The 18,394-nt window shown below is 47.8% G+C and carries 14 protein-coding genes; 6 read left to right on the top strand and 8 right to left on the bottom strand.

Going from position 1 to position 18,394, the window contains the following annotated elements; translation table 11 throughout:
• Nucleotides 1–370: 370 nt before the first annotated feature.
• Nucleotides 371–1,870, bottom strand: coding sequence for an Asp-tRNA(Asn)/Glu-tRNA(Gln) amidotransferase subunit GatB (gatB, locus tag H6G50_RS17135; RefSeq protein ID WP_190718799.1), 1,500 nt, complete (start codon nt 1,868–1,870; stop codon nt 371–373).
• A 615-nt stretch (nt 1,871–2,485) separates the two neighbouring features.
• Nucleotides 2,486–3,049: a manganese efflux pump MntP family protein gene (locus H6G50_RS17130; RefSeq protein ID WP_190718796.1), complete on the bottom strand. Its 564-nt coding sequence runs from the start codon at nt 3,047–3,049 to the stop codon at nt 2,486–2,488.
• A gap of 171 nt (nt 3,050–3,220) precedes the next feature.
• Between H6G50_RS17130 and H6G50_RS17125 the strand changes: the two genes are divergently transcribed.
• Nucleotides 3,221–3,826 carry a cytochrome b/b6 domain-containing protein gene (locus H6G50_RS17125; RefSeq protein ID WP_190718793.1) on the top strand — a complete coding sequence of 202 codons (606 nt, stop codon included), beginning with the start codon at nt 3,221–3,223 and terminating at the stop codon, nt 3,824–3,826.
• A gap of 531 nt (nt 3,827–4,357) precedes the next feature.
• On the opposite strand, the gene htpG is transcribed toward H6G50_RS17125, so the two are convergent.
• The 3 genes from htpG to rplU form a co-directional block, all read right to left on the bottom strand.
• The gene (htpG, locus tag H6G50_RS17120; protein ID WP_190718790.1) at nt 4,358–6,337 is read right to left on the bottom strand and encodes a molecular chaperone HtpG; all 1,980 of its coding nucleotides are present in this window, start codon (nt 6,335–6,337) and stop codon (nt 4,358–4,360) included.
• Nucleotides 6,338–6,578: 241 nt separating this feature from the next.
• A complete protein-coding gene (rpmA, locus tag H6G50_RS17115; RefSeq protein WP_190718787.1) occupies nt 6,579–6,851 on the bottom strand; it encodes a 50S ribosomal protein L27 in 273 nt (90 codons plus the stop codon).
• 68 nt (nt 6,852–6,919) lie between these two features.
• Nucleotides 6,920–7,315 (bottom strand): 50S ribosomal protein L21, encoded by a 396-nt coding sequence (gene rplU, locus H6G50_RS17110; protein ID WP_190718785.1) that lies wholly within the window; start codon nt 7,313–7,315, stop codon nt 6,920–6,922.
• Nucleotides 7,316–7,473: 158 nt separating this feature from the next.
• Between rplU and H6G50_RS17105 the strand changes: the two genes are divergently transcribed.
• Nucleotides 7,474–10,752: a patatin-like protein gene (locus H6G50_RS17105; RefSeq protein WP_190718782.1), complete on the top strand. Its 3,279-nt coding sequence runs from the start codon at nt 7,474–7,476 to the stop codon at nt 10,750–10,752.
• A gap of 146 nt (nt 10,753–10,898) precedes the next feature.
• Nucleotides 10,899–13,079 carry a family 10 glycosylhydrolase gene (locus H6G50_RS17100; protein WP_190718779.1) on the top strand — a complete coding sequence of 727 codons (2,181 nt, stop codon included), beginning with the start codon at nt 10,899–10,901 and terminating at the stop codon, nt 13,077–13,079.
• A 113-nt stretch (nt 13,080–13,192) separates the two neighbouring features.
• Here H6G50_RS17100 and H6G50_RS17095 read toward each other — a convergent pair whose 3' ends face one another.
• Entirely contained in the window at nt 13,193–13,750 is a 558-nt protein-coding gene (locus tag H6G50_RS17095; RefSeq protein WP_242032865.1) for a phycobiliprotein lyase, read from the bottom strand.
• Nucleotides 13,751–13,867: 117 nt separating this feature from the next.
• Between H6G50_RS17095 and H6G50_RS17090 the strand changes: the two genes are divergently transcribed.
• A complete protein-coding gene (locus H6G50_RS17090; protein ID WP_242032864.1) occupies nt 13,868–14,731 on the top strand; it encodes a pentapeptide repeat-containing protein in 864 nt (287 codons plus the stop codon).
• A 104-nt stretch (nt 14,732–14,835) separates the two neighbouring features.
• Here the strand turns inward: H6G50_RS17090 and H6G50_RS17085 are convergent, their stop codons facing one another.
• A complete protein-coding gene (locus tag H6G50_RS17085; RefSeq protein WP_190718773.1) occupies nt 14,836–15,660 on the bottom strand; it encodes a class I SAM-dependent methyltransferase in 825 nt (274 codons plus the stop codon).
• A 135-nt stretch (nt 15,661–15,795) separates the two neighbouring features.
• Nucleotides 15,796–17,061: a HEAT repeat domain-containing protein gene (locus H6G50_RS17080; protein WP_190718770.1), complete on the bottom strand. Its 1,266-nt coding sequence runs from the start codon at nt 17,059–17,061 to the stop codon at nt 15,796–15,798.
• Nucleotides 17,062–17,250: 189 nt separating this feature from the next.
• Here H6G50_RS17080 and H6G50_RS17075 point away from each other — a divergent pair, with 189 nt between their 5' ends.
• The gene (locus H6G50_RS17075; RefSeq protein ID WP_190718768.1) at nt 17,251–17,490 is read left to right on the top strand and encodes a hypothetical protein; all 240 of its coding nucleotides are present in this window, start codon (nt 17,251–17,253) and stop codon (nt 17,488–17,490) included.
• A gap of 4 nt (nt 17,491–17,494) precedes the next feature.
• A complete protein-coding gene (locus H6G50_RS17070) occupies nt 17,495–18,388 on the top strand; it encodes a HEAT repeat domain-containing protein (protein WP_190718765.1) in 894 nt (297 codons plus the stop codon).
• Nucleotides 18,389–18,394: the final 6 nt, after the last annotated feature.

The following is an 18,394-nucleotide window of genomic DNA, read 5'->3' as shown; positions in this document are numbered from 1 at the left end:
ACAAAGCAATCCCCCTCAAACGTCAGTGTAACCATTGAGTACAGTCAAACTCGCTTTTACCTCGAACGACCTCTCTCGGTAATTGACACAATCCCTATTTACTTTAAATGACAAAAAATTTCTCTCAGCCTATAAATAAAAAAGGAGAGCCACCTTGGCGACTCCCCCAATTATCAGGGTGCATCTACTTATCAAAATGTAGCATTGATGGGTGAGGGGCAATTCCCCTCATTGTATTGTTTTGATGAAGATTGCAGGATTTCGCGTGAAGATTATGTAAAGAATTTTTCTCTCAGCATTTTTTATTTAAAGTAAAAATGCTTAATCTTCCTCAAAAGAATAAAACATTGGGGTATTTTGCCTCCCCAAACTACCCCTTTAACTTGCGTCCTAACAGTTGGTTCGTCAATTTCGGATCGGCGCGTCCGCTGGTTTTCTTCATCACCTGTCCCACAAAAAATCCTTGCAATTTAGTTTTGCCGTTGCGGAATTGTTCGACTTCTTGGGGATGGGCAGCGATAATTTCATCGACGATTTTTTCTAACTCGCCCGCGTCGGACATTTGGATTAAACCGCGATCGCTAATAAACTTCTCAACAGACTCTACGGGATTTGTCAAGAGTTCGGGTAGAATTTCTTTGGCGATTTTGCCGCTAATCGTTCCCTTTTCGATTAAATTAACCAATTCAGCTAACCCCTCGGGTTTTAAGGCTAAATCGCTGAGGCTATTGAGTTTAGCGCTGTTAACATAGGCAGCTAAATCGCCCATTACCCAGTTCGCAACTTGTTTGGCATTTGCCCCCTTTTTTAAGGCGGCTTCAAAGTATTCTGCTGTCGAACCTTCTTCGGTGAGAACGCGCGCATCGTAAGCCGAGAGTTCTAACTCGCTTTCGTAGCGGTGGCGCTTAGCTGCCGGAAGTTCGGGAAGTTGCGAATGCCATTCTTCTTTCTGGGCTGGCGATACTTCAATCGGCGGTAAATCTGGTTCGGGAAAATATCGATAGTCGCTCGAACCTTCCTTACTGCGCATACTAATCGTGCGTTGGCTGCCTTCTTCCCAAAGGCGCGTTTCTTGGCGGATGGGTTCGCCATTCGCAATGGCTTTAATTTGGCGATCGATTTCGTAGTCTATCGCTTTTTCAATGGCATTAAAGGAGTTCATATTCTTAATTTCTACCTTAACGCCAAACTCTTTTTGTCCCACCGGACGCACGGAAATATTCACATCGCAGCGCAGCGAACCTTCTTGCATATTGCCATCGCTAATGCCGAGGTAGCGCACGATGCGGCGTAATTCTCTACCGTATTCTGCTGCTTCTTTTCCCGATCGCAAATCGGGTTCGGAGACGATTTCAAGCAACGGTATACCCGCGCGATTAAAATCGACGAGGGAGTGCGTCGAACCCGCAAGGCGATCGCTTCCGCCATGTACTAATTTTCCCGCATCTTCTTCCATATGCAAGCGGGTGATACCAATTTTTTTGCGCGTGACTTCGCTGCTTTGTTTATCGACGAGTTCGATTTCTAACCAGCCATGTTCGGCGATGGGTAAATCGTACTGAGAAATTTGATAATTTTTGGGCAGATCGGGATAAAAATACTGTTTGCGATCGAATTTACTATAAGGCGCAATTGTGCAGTTGAGAGCGAGTCCCGCTTTAACGGCATATTCGAGGACTTTTTCGTTGAGTACGGGCAGTACGCCGGGGTATCCGAGGCAAATCGGAGAAATATTTGCGTTCGGCGGCGCGCCGAATTCGGTAGAAACGGGGCTAAAGATTTTGGTGTTGGTGTTGAGTTGGCAGTGCGTTTCTAAACCGATGACAGCTTCGTAGTCTGTTTTGGGCTTAGCGGGGGCGGTTGTAGTCATAGGGCAGCAAGTGTCATTTTTCTATGCGTTCCGATGCTCTATTGTATCTTGTACGTTCGGACAATAGAGGGTGAGGGGGTGAGGGGGGGACTGGGTGAGGGGGTGAGGGGGAGACTGGGTGAGGGGGTGAGGGGGTGAGGGGGTGAGGGGGGGACGGGGTGACGGGGTGACGGGGTGATGGGGAGACGGGGTGACGGGGTGACGGGGTGATGGGGTGATGGGGTGATGGGGTGACGGGGTGAGGGGGGGACGGGGTGAGAGAAATTCTAACAGTCGTTTAAGTATTCATTATTCACCCTTCCCCATTCATTATTCACTATTCATTATTCATTATTCACCCTTCCCCATTCATTATTCACTATTCATTATTAGTAGGGTGTGTTAGCGAAGCGTAACGCACCATTATTTTAGCCAAAAATGAAGGAGAGTCGATTCTGCGCCAGGTCATCTTCAATTGGTACTAGCTTGAATGGCACTGATTCAAGGCTGGTGGGCGCTGCCCACCCTACAAAATATCAATAACGACGTTGTATACAACGTCTCTACGGGCGATTTTTCAACTCTTATTTCAGTGCCATTCGGTACGAGCTTAACTCCTCACTCATCATTCATAATTTATTGCGTTAAATGCTCGATTAGAATTTTAAAGCCGATCGCGATTAAAACAACCCCGCCACAAATTTCGACTTTATCCCGACAAAAGTTTCCAAAGCGATGCCCGATCGCAACACCAAATCCAGACAAGAAAAAAGTAATTGTTCCAATAATGCTAGCTGCCATAAGAACAGGCGTTTTTACAACGGCTAAACTAATTCCGGCGGCTAAAGCATCGATACTGGTAGCGATCGAAAGCGTTAATAAGGTATAAGTATCGAGAGGGTTGAATTTTTTATCCTTCTCTTCTTCTTGAAAGGCTTCGCGAATCATTTTACCGCCGATCGCGAGCAGCAAGCCAAACGCAATCCAATGATCGATATCGGCAATTAAACCCCTGAAACCATAACCTAATGCCCAACCGATAAGAGGCATGATGGCTTGGAACCCGCCAAAGAAAAGCGCAATTTTGAGGATTTTATTGAGGGTGAGGTGCTTAATGGCTAAGCCGCTGGAAAGAGAAACCGCAAACGCATCGGCAGACAGTCCGATTCCGAGCAAAATGGGAGTGATGAAGTCGTACATTCAGGAGTAACGAATAAGAGTTTGGAGAGATTTTGTTAGGCAGCGACGGAGTGTTTATAGAATTGAATCATTATTTTTTCAAAATTGATTCATTATTGATAAAAACTCTAGACAAAGCCATTAAACCTTGCTATTGTAATTATAAACTAAGCTATTTTAACACCCATTAAAATGTCGCCTGCTCGCCTTTATCAACCGCTCTTGCTGCGAATCTTACACGGCTTAAATGCTGCGATCGCGCTGCTGGCGATCGCGACTTCCTTTTGGGTATACAATACCTACGATGGGCGCTTAATCCGCCTACCCCTGCCCAAAATTGGCGATATCATCGGCATTCACGGCACTTTCGGCGTAGCATTTTTCCTCCTCATGCCCCTGTTTGCCCTCTACAGCTTTCATTTAGGGGCAAAACGTTTAATTCAGCCCGATACGTGGGGGAAGTTGGGGCAACTCAATAAACCGATTGGCTGGTATAGCTGGCATCGCGTCGTTAATACCATTATGCTCCTGGCGGCGACTTTCGCGATCGCGACAGGACGAATGATGAAAGAAGAATGGCTTCCCGCCGGACAACTCGATTCTCCCTGGTATCGCGCCCATCTTTGGGGCTGGGTGATTCTAAGCGTTTGCCTGGGAATCCATATGGTTATGGGGTTAAAAGTTGGGGGTGTAGCGTTGGTGCGATCGATGTATTCTACAGAGTATCGCCCCGAAGATTCGCCCCGCGTTTGGTGGCAACAAATTCAAGACCAGTGGCAGCGATTAAGAGACAAATGAAATCGAGCAATATCGGATTGAGAATCGTCGAAGTTCTCGTGCTATCGGGACTCATTTTTGCCACCGTTGCGCCTCTATTTTCAAAAGAGGAGGGGGAAAAAAATAGTAGGGTAGGGACGTTGTATACAACGTCCCTACTCTTCAAACCAGGTTCCTACAAAACTGAGTAAAACTATCAACCGACGAATCGGTATTAAATCCAAAAATAGGACATTGGGTAGGGTGGGCAGCGCCCACCAGCCAAAGCTTTTGTGCGCTTATAAACATACAGTCATACCAGATTGATGTGAAGCTGCATAGAAGTAGGGTGCGGAGTGCGAAGCGTAACGCACCATTTAACCCAAAATAGAGGGGAGTCGATTCTGTGCAACCTCATATTCAATTGGTATTACAAGCAAGTAGCGTTTATCAAGCGGGCATTGTTGTTTTAAGTTTAAGCCCCAAAATAGTAGGGGCGAATGCCATTCGCCCCCAAAAGAATTAGATTACAATCGTTCGGCGAACAGACATTCACCCTCAAAAAGAATCAGATTACAACCGTTCGGCAACGCGAGTCAAAAGTTGATTCGAGCGCGTCACGAAATCCTTCATACTCTCCGCCGTAAATCCCTTTTGGGAGAACAGCGCTAAATCGTAAACGTGCTGGCACATCGCATCAGCTAACTCGCCAGAACTCGAAGTTCCGCCGCCTTGAATAATTCCACCTTGCCCGATTTCAACTAACTTTTGAATCATCGGATGGGCAGTATTAACTAACAGCGTGTGTTCGTCGGGGAAGCGTACCGCTTGTTGTTGCAGCAGCGCTGTCATTTCCTGGAGGCGGCGCATCTGTTCGGGTAAAATTACCATCGCAGGCGGCGCAGTTTCTGGCGTATCCGATTTCAGCGACTCGGTACGAATCGTGACTTTAGGATTATTCAAGGCTTTCTCGAACAGTTCCTTAACGAGTTCGCTGCGAGTTTTATTGGTCTTGGGATCGACAATTTCGCTAGCTTGATTTTCATCGAATAGTGTTTGCTCGAGTTCGGCATCGACGCGGGAGAAATTGACATCGTTATATTCCCGTTCTAGGAAGGGAATAAAGTAGTTCGTGTCGATGAAGGAGTCCATATAGAGGACTTCTAAACCTTGGTTTTTGTAAAGCTCGACGTAGGTTGATTGCGTTCCCGAATCGGTGCAGTAATAAACGCGATTTTCGTGACGTTCCTTGTTGCGATCGAGGTATTCTTTCAAAGTAGTATAACCCTCGCCCGCCGTCGATTTTTCTTCAGGCGTTGCATCTTGCCAAATATCGCCTTCTGCGGCTTGGACTTCTACTTTCGGTTGCTCTTCTGAGACAGCAGCGCCTTCATGCGTCGTGCGGAAGATAATAATATCTTCGACTTGCTTTTTAAACTTATCGTCTTTAAGCGAGCCGAACTTGACAAAAGTGCCAACATCTTCCCAAGAGCGAACATATTCGGCGCGATCTTCGCTGTAGAGAGATTTAAGGCGATCGCCGATCTTCTTCGCGATATAATCGGTAATGCGGCGCACGGTGCGATCGTTCGTAAGCGCGCTGCGAGAGACATTGAGAGGAATATCGGTACTGTCGATTACACCGCGCAACGGCATCAAAAAGTCGGGGATAATCTCTTCGCAATGGTCGCTCACAAAGACTTGATTGCAGAAAAGTTTAATCTGACCTTTATTAATATCGACATCCGGCTTCAGCTTCGGGAAATAGAGAATTCCGTTCAACAGAAACGGATAGTCGGTGTTGAGGTGAACCCAAAGTAAAGGTTCGTCTTGGAAAGGATAGAGGTAGCGATAGAATTCGAGGTAATCTTCTTTAGTGAGGTTTTGCGGCGACTCCTTCCATAAAGCGCGCTGTTTGTTGATGACTTCGCCGTCGAGTTTAATCGGGAACGGCATAAAGTCGCAATAGGTTTTCACCAGTTGCTTGATGCGCGAGGGTTCTGCGTATTCTGTTTCCTCATCCATCAGGGTGAGGGTAATTGTCGTTCCCGGTGTCGTCCGATCGCTATTGGTTAATTCAAACTCCGGCGAACCGTCGCAACTCCAGTGGATCGCTTGCGAACCCGAACGGTGAGAAAGGGTGTCAATCTCAACGTGCTTAGCGACCATGAAGCTGGAGTAGAACCCTAAGCCAAAGTGACCGATAATTTGTTGGTCGGCGCTTTTTTGATACTTTTGAATAAATTCTTCAGCGCTGGAGAAGGCAACCTGATTAATATATTTCTTAATTTCCTCCGCCGTCATCCCGATACCGTTGTCGGAGACAGAGAGGGTTTTGTTGTCTTTATCGATGCGAATCTCGATTTCTGGTTCGGGTAAGGTGCCGTCAATTTCTCCAGAATAGGAGATCATTTTCAGCTTATTGATGGCATCAACGCTATTAGAGATTAATTCCCGCAAGAAGATCTCGTGGTCGGTGTAGAGAGATTTCTTGATAATCGGAAATATATTCTCAGTGTGGATCGTAATGTTTCCTTTTTCCAGTACAGTCATCGTTCGCGCTATGTGTAGACGATCTAGAAACTTAATAATTTAAATTGTGCCTTATCGCGTCTGGATTTTGGCGTAGGGATTGCTAGCTAAGGGGATACGGATTACCCTACCTAATGAGTCGAACTTCGTATTACTCAAGGTTGGCTAATTAAGGATAAGGGGGCGAACTTTGTAACAAGTACGCCCCCGAGATGCACCCATTGAGGGACAATTAGGGAAGTCCCTCCTTCACTTTACCAGCCTAGGATGCAGCTTCGACTGGGGTGGCATAGACACTAATTTTCTGACGGCGGCGGTCAACGCGCTCGAACTTCACCACGCCATCAATCAACGCGAACAGCGTATCGTCGCCGCCGCGCCCGACATTGTGACCCGGGTGAAATTTGGTTCCGCGTTGGCGCACGAGGATATTCCCCGCTCTGACGACTTGACCGCCGTAGCGCTTCACGCCTAAAAATTTAGGGTTAGAATCGCGACCGTTTCGGGTACTGCCCGTTCCTTTCTTATGAGCCATGATTTCTTCTCTCTAGCCTTAGCTTAGCGTTCAAAATGTCTTTACTATTGTACCGAGCGATATCGAGCCTATTCTTCCTCGCCCGACTCATCCTCGCTGTCATCCGAGACTGATTCTGCTCTAGCCTCCGCTTTCGACAGAACCGTACCGCTTAGGGAAATCGAATCAATCATCAAGCGGCTCAACTCTTGGCGGTGTCCTCGTTTTTTGCGGGTTTTCTTCTTCGGTTTCATTTTGTAAACGAGAACCTTACGACCGCGCAGTTCCGAAAGCACCGTACCTTCTACGGTCGCCCCTTCAATTGTGGGTTGACCGACGGTAATTTCACCGTCATGATTGATTAATAGCACTTTATCGATGACATATTTGCCATCATCGCCCGCTGTCAGACGGTTGATGTCATAAAAACGACCGGGTTCGACGCGAAGTTGCGTTCCACCGGCTTCAATAATCGCGTAAGTCATGAGCTTGTCCTAGTGTCATAATTGCCGTACAGGTGGCGCAAAAAGCTTCTCGAAGACTTTTTGGCACTTTATTCGAGCGATCGACCCGATCCGAGCAGGGTTTGGATGCACGATCTCCTACTATACGCAATTTAATTATTTTTTGTCAATAAAATCTTATGAAACCTACAGCTTCTCAATCTTTTCCACAACCGGACTTTCAGCGAGAACTACGCCTCGGACTGGTAGTCTATGGCGGCGTATCGCTTGCTGTCTATATGAACGGGGTTTGTCGAGAATTTTATAATGCGGTGCGGGGGCGCGGCGTTTACAAACTCGTTAAGGCGCTGACGGATTCCGATATCGTCGTCGATATTGTTTCGGGAACCTCAGCCGGAGGCATTAACGGTATTCTGTTGAGTTACGCGCTGGCTAATAGTAATGCTGAGGAAGTGGTAGAATTCAGCACTTTTGGGCGCGTTTGGCGCGAGAGTGGCAATATTCGTAAGTTGCTGCACCAACCCAATGAGGCGGAAGGGCGCGAATCGTTATTCGATGGGGAAGGGTACTATCAAGGCGAGTTAGAAGAGGCTTTGCGTTTAGCAGAAGAACGACGAAAATCAGCACCAGCGGATGACTGGCATTCGGAGTTTAATGAGTTAGATTTATTCGTGACGGGAACGGATTGGTTGGGACGAGTATATTCGGTTTTTGACGATACGGGGGCGGCGATTGAAGTTAAGGAACATCGCGCTTTGTTTCATCTCAAACATCGCCAAGGTAGAAAAACGCCGTTTGCCGCGCTCGGAAAAAATGCCAATCTGACTTATCAAGCGCTGGCAAAATTATGCCGAATTACTTCTTGTTTTCCGGTTGCTTTTCCGACGGTGACAGTCAAGTTACAGGAGCGTGAAGAAACAGCAGATTCTTATTTAGTGGAGTGGGGCGCTCTCAATAATCGTTTGCTCCCCAAAGCTTCCCCGGAGAAAGGGTATCAGTTACATTTTGTCGATGGGGGCGTTTTGGATAATCGTCCTTTCAGCCATACGATTAAAGAGATTTATTATCGCACGGCAAATCGTCCGGTAGAGCGCAAACTATTGTATATCGATCCGAGTCCCGATCGCTTTTCCGACGGACAGAGATTTAAACAAATGAACCGTCCCAATGTTTTGCAGGTGGTGGAAGATTCTTTGGTGGGGATGCCGAGGTATGAAAGCATCACCAATGACATCGAGTTAATTAAGGAACGGAACGAAAAAGTGAAGCGCTATAATTCCCTGCTGGCCAATGCGGAAGCGGATGCGGTGGTTCCGTCTCGGGATGCGTCCCTCCAAGACTCTACGCTACCGCCATCAGACGAGGAACAGAATCGAGAAGGAATTTACTTATTGAGTCAGTTAATCGGATTGCGCGATCGCGTCCTTCCTCTTATTTTAGGGATGGATGGCTCCCAGAGCTTAACCTCAATCGAAGAATTTTCCCAACGGCAAGCGCTGCTTGAAAAAGTTTCCGAACTTTTAATTCAACCGCTTTCCCCAAAAGTAACCTCGAGCGCCTATAAAACTTTACTCGCCGCGAGCCAGCAAATTCGCTACCTCGATGTCGAATATCCACTTCGCCAACATTTTTATCTACTCGAAAAACTGCATTCTCTGCTCGAACGAGTTCGCAATGTTAGCGAATCTCAAAAAATTCGTATTCTGATCGAACGATTGAACCGCCAAATCAAATTGCTAGAAGTTGTTCGGGCGGGATTAGAACAGTTGCTGAGTCATCCTGCTATAGCCACTTATTTCAATAGCTTAATCCCCGCCGAGTGGCCGCCACAAAATGAAGATGAGTTGCGGAATCGTATTTACTACTTGCTGATCTATCTCCATCGTCTCTTTTTGGATGCGGATGGTAGCGAGTTAAACTTTTTGCGGCAAACCTCGGCAGAAGACGGCTACAATTTACCTTTTATCTTTCAAGATTTACCCGAACGGGCTAAAACCTTGGTCGTTCCCGATAAATATTGCCGCCTCACGCCGCAAGTTGTTGGCTGGTTGCCTCAGCAACAACTCTCGCACCTCTTAACTCAATGCGAACAAAAAATCGCTCGCATTGTTGCAAGAGTTAGCGAAATGGACTCGATATCACTTTCTTTTACAACACTCAATAATGACCAGAGCTTCCTTAAAAAAATCGAAGAAGCTTCCCAGATTATTATTCAGAATAGCGGGTTAAAGAATGCCGATTATCTCAGCTACTCGTTCGATAAGTTTCAGGAGTTTGACGAGGTTCTATATCCGTTTGAGTATCTGGCGAATATTAATGAAAAGCAGCCGATTAAAACGATTCGAGTGAGTCCCGGCGATGCCCAAATGGGTTTAGGAAAAGGCAAAGGTTTGGATGAGAAACTCGCGGGGAATACGCTATCTGCTTTTGGAGGATTTTTTAAGAAGTCTTGGCGCTCTAATGATATTCTATGGGGACGATTAGATGGTCTGAATCGTTTGCTAGAAGCAAGTTTAACTGCCGATGCTGTGGATCGGTTTCCGCGTTTTTTACGCCGACAAGCAAGGGAGTTCGGGATTGATGTGGAGGAAAATCCTGCTGAATTTGAAGCGTTTGTAAAAGATTATATTCAATTTTTGCTGAATGTTTCTTTCTCCGATTTAAGCCAGAGCGATCGCGAAAAACTGTCCTCTTATTTAGAACGGCTCGCAACGCCGGGACTCAATCTCTCGAATGCTGAGTTGCAGGAAATTATAGAAGGCTTTGTGCTTCAGGGACAGCGGGAGATTATCAATTCCGATCTACTCACCGTTGTCGAAGATGAAATTTCCGAACAAGTTGATTGGAACTATCAATCGAGCGCGCCTAGTAATGTCCCAACTAACGATGAAGCTAAAGCTGAATTTTTGCAAACTTATTTTAACAAAAATCCCCGGCCCAGCTATAATTTAGAACGGGGATATTTTGAAAAAAATGTTGGCGCGATCGCAGCCGCCGCGATCGCGCAAGAATCCTTAGCTAAATTTTCTCAGACGCAGCAAGAAAAGGAAGATTTTTTCCGAACGAGATACCGCGTCGGAAAAGAAACCTTAAACGATAACATTCCGCCTCTCGTCCTCACCAATATTACGACTCGATCCGCTCTCGTGTTCCGAGATTTGCTCAATACCCTTTTAGGGAAAAATGCCAACCGCTTCCGTCGAAGCGTACCTTACAAATTTATCAATAGCGGTTTGCAAGTCTTTTACTACTGGCTGCAATTCAAAGGCCCTTTAGCGCTTGAAAGTCCGAATTTTCGCAGCCAATCGAAATTTCGAGTAGTCCTGCAACTCGTCCAATTTCTTCTCTTTTTAGGAGCGATTATCCTGGTGATTCTCATCGTTATGAGTTCTCCTCGCTTAGCGATCGCAGCGGGAATTTGTGTTGCAGTTGGGGTACTGTTGGGGCTGAGAGATTAAGCAAACTAGCCGGTAAATCGGTATCGGTACTGGATAAGGAGCGAGGCATGAAAAGTTTAAGAAATGTAAGGGAATTCTCCGGAAACCCGCTCCATTTCGGCTAAAATTAAACGTCATAAAAAATATTCTTTCAACCCGATAAAAAGATGGTGAATTCTACACCGAGATTGTCGGATATTCAGAATCATTGGGCGCGTCCGTTCGTCGAAGCATTAGTCAGACAGGGAATTATTAGCGGTTTTCCTGACGGGTCGTTTCGCCCCGATCTTTCGATGACTCGCGCGCAGTATGCAGCGGTTCTCAAACAGGCTTTTTCGTTACCGGCAAAGCGACAATATACCCCGTTTGTCGATGTTCCCAGCAATCATTGGGCATTACCCGCGATTCAAAAAGCCTATGAAATGGGATTTTTATCGGGGATTGGCGGCAACCGATTTCAACCGAACGATCGCCTTTCTCGCTTGCAAATTTTATTATCGCTGACGAGTGGTTTGAATTTGGGTTCGACTCGCTTGGCAGAAATACGAGAGGCGTTACCGAGTTTGTATCAAGATGTGGCGCAAATCCCCGGTTATGCAATGGATAAAGTCGCGATCGCGACAGAGAAGAAGTTGGTTGTTAATTACCCCAACTTAAAGATTTTAAACCCCAATTTGGCAGCCACGCGCGCTGATGTCGCGGTTTCGATCTACCAAGCGCTACTTTTAGGGGGACGAGTGCCGGAAATTGAGTCCGTCTTCGTTATCGTACCGCCGGTGTCGCAAGTTCCACTGCCACCACCGCCACCACCACCACCGCCACCACCGCCGCCACCACCGCCACCACCGCCACCGCCACCACCTACTCCTCCCATTGTCCCGCCGCCGCCACCACCACCACCACCGCCACCCCCACCACCACCACCCCCACCACCGCCGGTAGGAGTACCGCAAACGGTTAAAGTAGGACACGCGCGCGAATTCCGAGGACTGTGGATTGCGACGGTGTGGAATACGGATTGGCCCTCGAATAGCAGTCTTTCTGCGGCACAAGAACAACAGGAATTGGTTAAAATTCTCGATCGCGCCCAAAGTGCTAATCTCAATGCGGTTATCCTGCAAGTCCGTCCGGAAGGCGATGCGGTATATGCCTCGACTTTGGAACCGTGGAGTGCGTGGCTGACGGGAACGCAGGGGAAAGCGCCCGATCCGCTGTACGATCCGTTAGAGTTGGCGATCGCGGAAGCGCACAAACGCAACCTGGAACTGCACGTATGGCTGAATCCTTGCCGCGCCTCGGTTCGCGCCCCAGAAACCGCACCTCTGGCCGCGCCGCATATTGGCGTAACCAACCCCGAAGCCGTGTATCCTTGGAGCCAAGGGAAACGACGCTGGATGGATCCGAGTGTCAATGCGGTACGCGATCGCCTTTTTAACGTTGTCACCGATCTCGTGCGCCGCTACGATCTCGATGGACTCCAGCTTGATGACTCCTTCTATCCCTATCCGATTGCTGGCGAACCCTTCCCGGACGATAAAACCTATGCCGCTTACCGCGCGGGCGGCGGACAACTCAGCCTTGCCGACTGGCGGCGAGATAACGTCAACACCCTGGTGCAGCGTCTTTCTACGGGGATTAAAGCACTCAAACCCCAAGTCAAGTTCGGCGCGAGTGTCTTCGGGATTTGGAAGTCGGAGAATCCGCCACAAATTCGGGGGATGAGTGCCTGCGACGAAATTTATGCCGACTCGAAGAAATGGTTAGAACAGGGGTGGGTGGATTATTTATCACCGCAACTGTATTGGCCTATCGATCAAACGGCGCAAAGTTATACGGCACTGTTGAAATGGTGGACGGAGAATAATCCCCAAAACCGTCATATTTACGCCGCGAATAACTTAAGCAATCTCACGGATAAAAATTGGGAACTGTCAGAAATCGAACGCCAGGTGGAGGTTTCTCGCAGTATGCGCGATCGCTTATCCTTGGGCAATATCTTCTTTAGCGCCAACCTCTTGATGGCGAATACTAAGGATGTTGCCAGTAAGTTTACTTCAACGACTTTCGCGCGTCCGGCTTTAGTTCCCGCGATCGACGGAATAAGCAGCGAAATCCCGCCGCTACCGAAAAATGTAACGGGGAGAAGCGGTCAAATTTCCTGGGATGCTGCCACCGCTTCCAACCTTCGGGCTTGGACGTTATACAAGCAAGACGGGAGTAATTGGAACTTGCACAAAATTGTTCCCATTACAACAACAACTGTTACCGTTGAAGCGGGAACTTACGCGCTTTGTTCGGTGAATAAAACTGCGAAAGAAAGCGATGGGGTTGTTGTGAGCGTAACTTAAGGTTCGGCGTTATATTAATTTCCGATCGCGATCCTCTAAATTTTTCGCTCTCCGGGGCGCAAATTTAGAGGAAACCTCGAAATTAAACCCCACTCCGTAGGGGCATAGCACTGCTATGCCCTCTTGCAATTTTGTTCGATTAACTCGCTTAAAAAAGTTGGATTGACACAACGACGTTCGGAACAATAAGTCATTAAATTGACTCCGTTCAATATCTTAACCGTGCTGACTCGAACGCGAAAATTGTCATTCACAAACCAGCATTTTTCTTGTCCTTGGTTCTTTTCATACTCCGTCTCAATTGTCAAGACTCCATCGTCGGAAAAGTGATAAACGCCGATAACCGGAATCCCTTCCACATAGCCTTTATTTCGTAGAAATTTTCCTTGTTGGCGATTATCGGGATTGGGAATATCGACTAAAATTGCTTCATAGTTAGGGTCGGGTTCCTTCTCGCTTAAATTCCCCTGCCATTGAAAACTAGCACCGCCGCTAATCCAAATCGGATCGACTCCCTGTTCGCCACAAATCGCCAATACCTTGGGGTCATCTTTTTCCAAAACGCCAATAATTAAATTCGATTCCCCCGATTCATCTCCCGCTGAATCAAAGCGATGAACGCTCCGTTGAGAAAACCAAACTCCCTCGCTTTTGCGAAAGAAATCCATCATCGTTATGGGGGGTGATAAAAGCATCGATTTTTTTAACTGCGATCGCGAGTTAATTTAAGTTAACAACATTCGTAAAGAAAGATTAAAAGTCATGGGAATGACTGATTAAATTTTACGATGATGGGTAACTCTTTTGTAACGATTGCCATGAATTCCCTTGCCGCTCGCCTCAGCTTTATTTCTCTTTCTGCCGATCGCGTCCGAACTGCATTGCAAACCGGAGAAAGCCTCAACTCAGCGAATTTAGAAGGTGCAAATTTAAGCGGGATGAATTTAGCGGGGGGCGATTTCAGCGGTGCAATTTTTGTGGGCGCGAATTTGAGCCAGAGCAATCTTGAAGGTGCAAACTTACAAGGAGCAGATTTACGAAGAGCCAACTTACAAGGAAGCTGCACAATCAAGGCAAATTTGCAAGATAGTGCCTTATATCGCGCGATTTTGTGCGGTTGCGACTTCAGGGGCGCAAATTTGACGGGGGCAAAGCTGCAACTGGCGCTGTATGATGCGAAGACGATTTGGCCGGAAGGCTATGACTATCGTAACTCCGGCGCGATCGGTCCGAAGGCGAATTTGGCGGGTGCTTATCTCAATACGGCGAATCTGCGCGGGGCGGATTTAACGGGCGCGAATCTGCGGGGCGCTTACTTAAGCGGAGCGGACTTAACTGGGGCGAATTTGGAGGGAGCGGCGTTAAGTGGGGCGAACTTACGAAGAGTTTCTTTAGTGGGTGCTTACCTCCGCAATGCTCGATTGGTGGGCGTGGAATTGCAGTTTGCCGACTTGCGTGGAGCGGATTTAACGGACGCAACGTTGGAACAGGTTCAAAATTTGGAGGGGGCGGATTTTAGTCAGGTGGAGGGGTTGAAGGATGAGGAACGGGCTTATTTGTGCAGTCGTTCTTCTGTGGAGTTGGGAACTTGGAATCCTTATACGCGATCGAATACGGCTCAAAGTTTAGGATGTTTTCCCCGCAATCCTTAAAGGAAAAGGGAGAATCGGCGCTCGGTTATTCTGCAAGCGTTGTTAACAGAATGGGTTCGGGAGCCATTCGTTAAAGCTTCAAAGATTGGGTGAAGAAATTATCGTTAAATCTCGGCTTTGCGTGCGATCGCGTAAAGTACGTCTACTTCTAAAGAACCGATCTGGTTTTGCCGCAAAAATTCAAGATTTCCTTGCCGAATTCTCTCTCTAACGGCGGGTTTTAACTGGTCGATAATCCCTCTAATTCCTCCACCTAAAACCATTGTCCACCAATCTTCAGCAGCGGTAAGTTCGTGCGTGCAAGATTCCGGAAATACTTCGACTTGGGTTGCGCCGCTACTTTCGAGTAATGCTTTTAGCTCAGCGCTCGTACTAATACGATCCCAAGGTGTAAAACTTTTATACAAATCGGGACGTTCTGTTTGTATCGCCGACCAAAATTCGCCGTTTGCAGGCTCAAATACTTTTTGTCCCCAAGAGGTAATTGCGAGCTTACCTCCAGGACGCAACATTCGTAAAAGTTCTTGCAATGCGGCGCTCATGTCAGGAACAAAAAAGATGCCAAAGACACAAACGATCGCGTCAAAACTCTCATCCGGAAATCCTAAGTTTTCAAAATCAGCACAGCGAAACTCGATATTTTCTAAACCTTGCTGTTTTGCCTTGTTGCGTCCTAATTCTAATAAGGATTCTGCCAGATCGACTCCCACAACAGAACCGCTCGTACCAACCGCGCGAGCAGCAGGGAGGGCAGAAGCTCCGCTCCCGCAACAAACATCTAAAACGCTTTCGCCTCCTTGGAATGAGAGTTTATCGATCGTTGCTTGTCCGAAACGCCCCCAGAAGGATAAGGCGGGAGCATCAAAATAATCGGATGCTGCGTTAAAAACTGCTTTTGTTTTGAATATTACTTCGGCTTTATCGCTCATTGTTGTAGATTCTGGATCGCTCGATCTTCATGACTTTAGTCTATCCATATCTCATAAGGCAGTCTCGTTTTCGACCTCCACAATTATAGTTGAGAATAACTTGTAGGAGCAAAGTTAGGAGCAAATTTATTCTCTCTACGCTCGCGCGGCTTTATCCCGAATCAAGGGTTCCGGATCGTCAAAAAGCATCGATTTTGCTTGTGTGTCGCCCAATTGTTCTAAGGCAAGCAAACAGGCATACTTAAGATCGAAAATTGGACTGTTTAAGGCTTCTTTTAAGAGGGGAATGGCTCGTTCGTCTCCTAAATTTCCAAAGGCAATAGCAGCGGCGGCGCGGGATTTTTGGAACTGAGGTGAGGTATTATGTAAGGCTTCAACGATTAAATCCCAAGCGGGGGCGTGTTGGAGCCAGCCAAAGAGCTTAATAACGTGGTAGTGCGCGCCGTAGTCGTTATGAGCTTCTTTTTCCCAAGTTTGGAAGAGGGCGGCGGGTGCTTCTTGGGGATAAACTTCGAGCAGCGTTTTGCTAGCAAGATAGCAGCGTCCGAAGTCGGTGTGATATAACTCGTTAATCACAAATTCTAAGCTCGGTTTTTGGTCGTATTCGTGGACGAGTTCGAGGTCGTTGGGATGGTCTGAAATAACGCGATCGAGGTGGGGTTCGATGAAGTTAAAATTAATTTTTTTTGTGGCTAATCCCGACTCTGCAAGCAGTCGAATTCCGCGCAGGCGGAAGACAATCGACACCGGACAGCAGGCGATCGCGGGAATAGCATCGCAGTAGCGCGCATCGATTAAATCTTGAATGCAAGCTCGCCGGACGTTAACATTATCGTCTTGGAGAAAAGCGACAACCTGCGAAAGTTGGCGGTTGTCTCCCGTTAAACGATAAAGCGCAGAAATCGCCGCCGACGCGATCGCTTTATCCTCAGCAGCAACAAACTTTTCAATGCGTCCGGCAGCCGGTTGATAGTTTAATTTAGCGAGGGTTTGAATAATCGTTCTGTAAGCCCGTTCGGGAGTGTCTAAGAGTTGAGCGATCTCCTCTAAAATTTCGCGATCTTCGGTGCCGATTTCTCCGACAGCCCAAACCGCATTTTCGACGGTATAGCAATCTTCATCCTGAAAACAAGTGCGAATAATCGGTAAGGCAACCTCAGCCTGCAAGCGCCCTAAACTTTCGACGGCTTTGCGTCGGGTGATGCGATCGTAAAGATCGGGGGCGGGATTTTGGACGACTTCAATTAGGGCATTAATCGAGCGTTCTGTCGGGAAATTAATGAGGTGAGAAACGGCAACATAATGCTCGGTGGGAGCGGCTAATTGTTCGAGGGGAGTTTGGAGTAGGGCGAGTGCTTGGTCTTCGGTCAACCCAAACATATTGAAAAAACGTTTATCCATCGCACGATTTCTCTTATTTTTAGCAACGATTCAGTCTCCGAAGCGCGCGCGATCGCCCAATCGTTGGTCGATGCCGATCTCGATTGTAATCTTAACATTGAGCGGGTTCGTTTTGCGATAAACTATTGTAGAAAATTTTAATCTTAGTTCGGTCGCTCGATGCCCGAGATTGAGAACCGCAGAAGAAAAATGACAGAAGATTTAAAATCCTCAGAAACCCAAAATTTAGTAACCCCAGAAGAATTAGCCGAAGTCATTCAAGAGTTTGAGAAATATCGACAGCGTTTGATCGACGAAATGACAACGGCAGCGAAAAAAGCAAAGCTTCCGAAGTCGAAAGTGATGACGAAGTTAGAACCGCAACTGGCTGAGATTGACGCGAAGCTGGAAAATCTCCGCAGCCAACACGCGATGTTAACCGGGAGTTAAATGAATGAACGATCGCAGTCCTTCTCTCTCCATGTCGCAAGCGGAAGTGGATGAGTTTCTGGCGGCGGCAAGAACCGAAGTTGCGGAACAAACCTTCGATCCTCGCGATCGCGATCGCCTCGAACGCATGGTTGAATGTATGGGCGATACGCGGGGGATGGTGCGTTTGGGTTTTGCCGACACCCTCGGACGGATTGGCAAACCCGCCGTCCCTTTTCTCGTTGCTGCCCTCTCCCACCATCCCAATCCCGTCGTGCGGCGCGCCAGCGCGAAAACCCTCACCCTAATTGCCGATCCCGAAACCATCGATCCCTTAGTGGTGGCACTCCTCAACGACGAAGACACGGTGGTGAAAGGTTCGGCAGTCGGCGCGCTGGCGCGGATTGGCGAAGCCGCAGTGCCGGTGTTACTGGAGATTTTAGCCTCGCCGGAACACCCCGAAAGCACCCTCGGCCATGCGGCTTGGGCTTTAGCGTTCATCGGCCCGGAAGCGCGGGAATACTTGTATCGGGAGATTGCCTCGGAATCGGAATCGGTACGCGCTGCGGTGGTTGGCGCGATCGCGAAATTAGCCGCCGATAGCAATGAGATAGAAGCCTTCGATCTCCTGATTCGCGCCCTCAACGATACCTCAGAAGACGTTCGCTGCGAAGCGGCTGCGGTTCTAGGGAATTTAACCCATAAACCCGCCGTTCCTTCTCTGCTGGAGTTATTGCACCATCCAAGCGGGGAAACGCGCAAGGCGGCGGCACTCTCCTTGATGAAAATCAAAGATACCAGCGCGATCGCGCCTTTACAAGCCGCCTTAGAACGGGAAACCGAAACCTCAATTCAACCGGCTTTGAAATTAGCCGTAACGCAACTCGAACGCGAAACGGAGGAAGACGACTGGGATTGAGCTTTT

The organism is Oscillatoria sp. FACHB-1406 (assembly GCF_014698145.1).
Lineage (GTDB): Bacteria > Cyanobacteriota > Cyanobacteriia > Cyanobacteriales > Spirulinaceae > FACHB-1406.
Note: the sequence above shows the minus strand (reverse complement) of the source record. Positions and strands in the feature narration are given on the sequence as shown.